This window comes from Novosphingobium lindaniclasticum LE124, from assembly GCF_000445125.1.
In the GTDB taxonomy this organism is placed as follows: domain Bacteria; phylum Pseudomonadota; class Alphaproteobacteria; order Sphingomonadales; family Sphingomonadaceae; genus Novosphingobium; species Novosphingobium lindaniclasticum.
Window position 1 is genome coordinate 1 of the sequence record NZ_ATHL01000053.1, and the last position, 5874, is coordinate 5874.

The 5874-nt window shown below is 64.6% G+C and carries 8 protein-coding genes; 3 read left to right on the top strand and 5 right to left on the bottom strand.

All coding sequences use genetic code 11. The annotated features are described in order from the left end of the window. Positions 1-183: 183 nt before the first annotated feature. Positions 184-1845: a CHASE domain-containing protein gene (locus L284_RS31745; protein WP_021233335.1), complete on the bottom strand. Its 1662-nt coding sequence runs from the start codon at positions 1843-1845 to the stop codon at positions 184-186. A 270-nt stretch (positions 1846-2115) separates the two neighbouring features. Here L284_RS31745 and L284_RS31750 point away from each other — a divergent pair, with 270 nt between their 5' ends. Next, complete coding sequence (locus L284_RS31750; RefSeq protein WP_152524630.1) at positions 2116-2328, top strand: NepR family anti-sigma factor; 213 nt, start codon at positions 2116-2118, stop codon at positions 2326-2328. Then, positions 2321-2908, top strand: coding sequence for a sigma-70 family RNA polymerase sigma factor (locus L284_RS31755; protein WP_021233337.1), 588 nt, complete (start codon positions 2321-2323; stop codon positions 2906-2908). Before L284_RS31750 ends, L284_RS31755 begins: the two co-directional genes overlap by 8 nt. Before the next feature lie 71 nt (positions 2909-2979). Here L284_RS31755 and L284_RS31760 read toward each other — a convergent pair whose 3' ends face one another. The 4 genes from L284_RS31760 to L284_RS31775 form a co-directional block, all read right to left on the bottom strand. Next, the gene (locus L284_RS31760) at positions 2980-3846 is read right to left on the bottom strand and encodes an NAD(P)-dependent oxidoreductase (protein WP_021233338.1); all 867 of its coding nucleotides are present in this window, start codon (positions 3844-3846) and stop codon (positions 2980-2982) included. 113 nt (positions 3847-3959) lie between these two features. Further along, complete coding sequence (locus tag L284_RS31765) at positions 3960-4562, bottom strand: superoxide dismutase (protein ID WP_021233339.1); 603 nt, start codon at positions 4560-4562, stop codon at positions 3960-3962. A 268-nt stretch (positions 4563-4830) separates the two neighbouring features. Next, the gene (locus L284_RS31770) at positions 4831-5118 is read right to left on the bottom strand and encodes a hypothetical protein (RefSeq protein WP_021233340.1); all 288 of its coding nucleotides are present in this window, start codon (positions 5116-5118) and stop codon (positions 4831-4833) included. Positions 5119-5218: 100 nt separating this feature from the next. Further along, a complete protein-coding gene (locus L284_RS31775; RefSeq protein ID WP_021233341.1) occupies positions 5219-5488 on the bottom strand; it encodes a GlsB/YeaQ/YmgE family stress response membrane protein in 270 nt (89 codons plus the stop codon). Positions 5489-5681: 193 nt separating this feature from the next. On the opposite strand from L284_RS31775, the gene L284_RS47885 reads away from it, so the two are divergent. After that, on the top strand, positions 5682-5874 hold a 193-nt coding region (locus tag L284_RS47885), incomplete at its 3' end, for a hypothetical protein (RefSeq protein WP_200861636.1).

Sequence of the window (5874 nt, forward strand, 5' to 3'; positions counted from 1 at the left end):
CGGCACCCGCCGGCAGGGCCGTTCTTGTGCGGCGGCGGGGGGGAGGCAGATCGGACAGCGGTGACGGCTATGACCGGGACGGCCTCCGACACTCACGCACCAACGGACAGTTCGGGATAAGCGCCCAGCGCCGGGCGGTCATGGTCCGCCCATTCTCGCCTAGCCGGACCGTCCGGCGGCGTGCTACTTGCGCTCGGTCCTCAGCGCGAATTCGCGGCTGGAACGGACCGGCACCTTGAGGCGGCATTCGACGCCCTCCGGCTTGAACTGCAGATCGACTTCGGACTTAAGCTCATGCGCGACGATCTTCTCGATCAGATCGCGTCCGAAACCGCGCTTGGCCGGCTCCTGCACCGGCGGGCCGCCCTCTTCACGCCAGTCGAGTTCCGCAAGATCGGGACGAATGAGCGTCCAGTTCACGTGGATACGCCCGCCGCTGCTGCTGAGCGCGCCGTACTTGGCGGCATTGGTCGCCAGTTCGTGGATCGCCAGACCCAGCGACATGGCATCGTTCGGCGCGAGCCGGATCTCCGGCCCGGACAGTTCGACGTGGCTTTCGTTGCCCTCCATGTAGGGCGCCAGTTCGGAACGGACTACATCGCTGAGGATCGCATGGGTCCAGTCGGACTGGGAAAGCAGGTCGTGCGTCGCGGAAAGCGCGCGGATGCGGGCCGTGAGGCTGTCGGTGAAGTCGTCGATGTCGGAAGCGCGCCGCCGGGTGAGCGCGGCGATCGACAGCACGTTGGCAAGTGTGTTCTTGACGCGGTGGTTCAGTTCGCGCGTCAGCGAGTTGCGGATCGCCGCCTGGCTCTGCAGCCATTCCAGCACCATGCGATCCTCGGCGGCGCGCCGGGTGATCAATCGGCCGATCGCCATGACCATCAGCGAGGCCAACGCTCCGAAGAACAGGGTGATGCGCGAGGCGGTTGACAGCATGCCGCTCTTGCGATCGCTGATGACGACTACCCAGGTATGGCTGCCCAGGTCGATGCGCCGCTCCATCGTCGGGCCGGACGATCCTTCCGTCCGGCGCTCGGCCAGCAGGGTTTCAGGGGAGACCCGGCCATCATACACGCCGAGATCGATATTGTTGTTCCGGTAGAGCTCGCTGGCCGATTCCAGGAACGTCTCGGCGCGGAAGGGGCTGAACACGAAACCCTTGACCAGTCCGCCGGAGCGCGGTGCGATCACCGGCATGTAGATCAGGAAGCCAGGTGTCGGCTTCTTCTCGTGCACGTCCTGGACCAGGTGGACCTTGCCGGAGGCCACCGGCTTGCCCAGTTTCATCGCCCGTTCCATGGCGGTGCGGCGAATGCTCTCGGAGAACATGTCGTAGCCTACGGCCGCCCGGTTCACACCGACGCCCGGCTCGAGATAGACGATCGGCGCGAGATGGCGCTGTGCCGCCTCGGGCCGGGGGCGGACCAGGAAATCGGGTCGCTCGGTTCGCTGGATGGAGAGTTCCAGATTCGAGAGGCGATCGGCCGGGACCAGTGGCGCCCAGCCCATGCCGAGCGAGCCGTAAAGGTCGCCCTTGCCCTGCAGATCCTCGGCAAAGGCGCGAAACTGATCGGCACTGACCTGCTCCTGCGTGGCGAACAGCGCGGCGCCGGCGCGCAGGAGCGCGATGTTCTCGGTAGCGCGACGCTGCAGTGCGGAAGCGACTTCGGTCAGGTTGCGGTCCAGCTCAACCTGCCGCGTCTGACGGTCGGCCCGCTCGATCGCCATGACCGAAACCGCCGTTGTGATCGAAGCGATGACGAACAGAAGGAAGGGCCAGCCGCGCGGGTACTTGTGAAACCAAGCCTGCTTCTGGACCCTGTCTAGCAGAGCCTGGTCAATCACCGGAAATCCCCGCCATCAGAGCCGAGCCGCACCGTTCCTCAAGAGCATTGCCGTACTGTGGACATTGGCAAGCCAGCCCAGGACAAGACTTCATAGCAAAGGGAACCAAGACCAGCCTCGATTGTTCCAACGAAAACGACGTTCGGTTGCCTTGCCGGCGATAGGACAGCGGTCTGGTGCGCCATCGACGGCTCTGCAACGCGGTTGCAGCATGACACTTGACCCGCTCCCGCTCAGCAAGCAAGTGTTCAAGTTGCGATGGAGTCTAAGTTGAATCAATCCGAAGGACATGGCGCCGACCGCCGAATCGCCCTGGAAGGGGGCGAATCCGCGAACTCGGGGCTGCCGCCGGAAGCCCGCAGGGACGGCGAACCGGGCTGGGCCGGTGGATTGAGGAAGCTTTACAACTCCGTGGTGGACGAACCTCTCCCGGACAGCTTCAAGGATCTTCTCAAGAAGCTGGACGGGGCGGACGATGCCTGACGCGACCGCTTCTTCCGCCAACCCCGCCGGCGAGCGCCCGGACCCCAGCATTCCCCGCCCGGAAGACGAGGCGTTCCGCCGAGAGCTTCTGACCGTGCTGCCGCACTTGCGCGCTTTCGCGCGCGGTCTTTCCGGCCGCCCGGACTTCGCGGACGATCTGGTGCAGGAGGCCGCGATCAAGGCCTGGACGGCACGTGATCGCTACACCGCCGGCACCAATATGCGCGCCTGGACATTCGCCATCCTGCGCAATCACTACTTGTCCGAACTGCGCAAGAGCAAGCGGCAGACCGACCTCGACGAGGGCGCGGTGGAGCGCATGCTGGTGATGGAAGCGGACCAGGAAGGGCCGCTCCATCTGGGCGACATGGAGACGGCCTTGCAGAAGCTCGCGCCCGAGCGGCGCGAAGCCGTCCTGCTCGTCGGCGCCTCCGGCTTCAGCTACGAGGAAGCGGCCGAGATCGCCGGTTGTCCCATCGGCACCATGAAAAGCCGCGTGGCCCGTGCCCGCGCCGATCTGGCCCGCATGCTCAACGGCGAGGCGGAACTGCTCGACGTCACCGATAGACGCGGGTCCTGAATTCACGGGTGGGAAGACCGCCGTTACCCGCGCCGGTTCTTCCCTCGACCGGGTCCGTTCGCCTCGAAGCTTCAGCCCTTTGCCGTGTCGATGGTGTACTCCGCCATGACGCCCCAGTCGCGGTCGGCAAGCCCCGCAGCGATCGCCTCGCCCATGCGCGCGTGGACGGCATCGAGCATCGGCAGGCGGCCCTGGGTTCCGGTCGCCGTTTCCGCCGCGAGTTCGCGCGCCAGGCGCAGGTCCTTGAGGCCTAGAGAGGCCTTGAAGCCGGGCTCGTAGCGGCGCTCCGCGATGATGCCCGAATAGTTCTGATAGACGCGGCTGCCGAACAGCGTACCCAGCATCAGGTCGAAGAACTTCTCGCGCGGCAGCCCCTTGCCTTCGGTCAGCACCACCGCTTCGGCCATGCCTTCGATCGCCATGGTGATCATCATGTTGCAGGCGATCTTCGCCGCGTTGGCCACCGTGGCATCCTCGCCCATGTCCCAGACTTTGCCGGCGATGGCGGCGAACAGCGGCTCCACGCGCGCGGCATGTTCGGCAGGGCCGCCCAGGATCACATTGAGCTGGCCTGCCGCCGCGACATCCGGACGGCCGAGTACCGGCGCCGAGAGGTAGCCCAGGCCCACGGCCACATGCCGCTCCACCAGTTCGCGCGCGAAGGCGACCGATATCGTCGAGCAGACCAGATGGACCATGCCCTTGGGAGCCGCGTCCACCACGCCGCTGTCCAGCAGGACCTCGCGGATCGCGTCGTCTTCCGAAAGCATCGTCAGAACGGCATCGCCGGTGAAGGCCTGCGCGGGAGTGGCGACCATCTCCACGCCCTCCACCACGCCGCCGGAACGGTTCCATGCACGCACCCGGTGCCCGGCCGCCGCGAGGTTGCGCGCCATGGCGCTGCCCATCGCGCCAAGACCGATGAAGCCGATGTCCATTCCTGAATTCCCTGAAAATGAGGATGCCGAAAATGCTGCGGGCCGGATCGGCGCTTGGCAGCGACGATCCGGCCCGGTTCAGCGTGTCATCACGGCCTTTCGACCGCTGGAAATCAGCCCGGATAGGTCCAGGCGGTGCCGCGATCGAAGTTGTCCGACGCGAACTTCCAGTTGATCAGGTTCTCCAGCACGGCCTTCACGTAGGCCGGGCGCTTGTTCATCTGGTCGATGTAGTAGGCATGCTCCCAGACATCGACGGTCAGCAGCGGGTTGACGTCCTTGACCAGCGCGCTGTCGGCGTCATGGGTCGAGATGACCTTGAGCTTGCCGCCTTCAACCACCAGCCATGCCCAGCCGTTGGAGAAGTGGTTCACGGCTTCGTTCGAAAGCGCTTCGAGCACGGCGTCGAGCGAACCGAAGTCGTTGGTGATCGCGGCCAGCAGGCTTTCGCTCGGCGCGGTCTTTTCCGGGCTCATCGAATGCCAGTAGAAGCCGTGGTTCCAGGTCTGCGCGGCGTTGTTGAACAGCGGGCCCGATGCCGACTTGGTGATTTCCTCGACCGACTTGCCCGCATTGTCGGTGCCGTCGATGGCGGCGTTCAGCTTGTCGACGTAAGCCTTGTGATGGGCGCCGTGATGGATTTCGAGAGTCTTGGCCGAGACATGGGGTTCCAGCGCGTCCTGCGCATAGGGCAGCGGCATCAGCGAAATGGTCATGGCTGTCTTCCTGTTTCAGGTTATCGAAGGCTTGAGCATCGACGCCTCCCCTGGAGCCGTCGGCACCCGAACGGCGCCGCGAGCGACGCCGAACTTGCGGGGGCTATGTCTGCCCTCCGGCCCGACAATTCAAGCATGTAATGGCGCATTTTCGCTGCCGCGCGCGAAAGAGCCGCCCCGCAGCGTTCGAGAACCGCAGGCCCCAAACGAAAGAAGGATGGCGAAACCGCCATCCTTCCTGTTCATTGCGAGGGGATCGCAAATGAGATCAGTTCTGCTTTCTGATCTGGTCGGCCTTGTCTTCCAACGCGTCCGACTTGGCTTCGCCTGCAGCTTCGACGGCATCGGCCTTTTCTTCCACGGCTTCGGAAGCTGCACCGGTCATCGTATCTGCCTGGTTCTCCAGCGCATCGGCTGCGGCATCTGACGATTGCTCGACGGCGTCCGCCTGCTGCTCGGTAGCGTCGTCGGCCTTGTTGTTGCAGGCGGCAAGGCCCAGCGAACCGGCGGCGACGACAGCGATCATGGCAAGACGCGAAGTGGTGATGGCTTTCATGTCAGGCTTCCTTATCCCTGTTGAAAAGGGCGCGTTTTGCTGTTGGAGGACGCGCCACCCTCCTTGGCAGCGCGAGAACACCCGCGCCGCGACAGCCCTTTTAGCGGATCGAACCGCGACGGAAAAGGTTCACGATGGCCAGCAGGACCACGGCACCCAGGAACGAAGCGAACAGCGACATGATGTCGAAGTTGCCGCTGGTGATGGGCGCGCCGCCGATCAGCGGAGTGATGATGAGGCCTGCGATCAGCGCGCCGACGACACCGACCACGATGTTGAGGAAAATGCCCTGCTGCGCATCGGTGCGCATGAGGATCGAAGCGAGCCAGCCGATGACGCCGCCGACCAGGAGAATAAGAAGTAGTGTCATGTTGCTTCTCCGAAATTGTCTCGTTGGCGGAATAACGACGTTGCGACGGCAAGGTTCCAGAAACATGCTGCGATCTGGTTCGAAGAGCTTCACCGGCCCGCCCGCAGTCGAAACCGGGACCTTTCATGCCTGCCACTTGTTTTTTGGCAGTACCTTCCGGGGGTGCCGGAAGAGGGCGTGAAAGGAGATCGGCTTGAAGGCACTGCGAGGCGACAAGTTGCTTGCGGCGCTGGGATCCGCAGCGATCGTCGGCGGCGGGCTTGCCGCATTGGCGCTGGGTCTTGGCGTCAATCTGCCTTCGTTGCCGGAACGGGGAGCATTGACGGCGATCTTCACGTTTCCCGATCGCGCCCCGCCGCCGCCCCCGCCACTGCCACCGCCTCCCC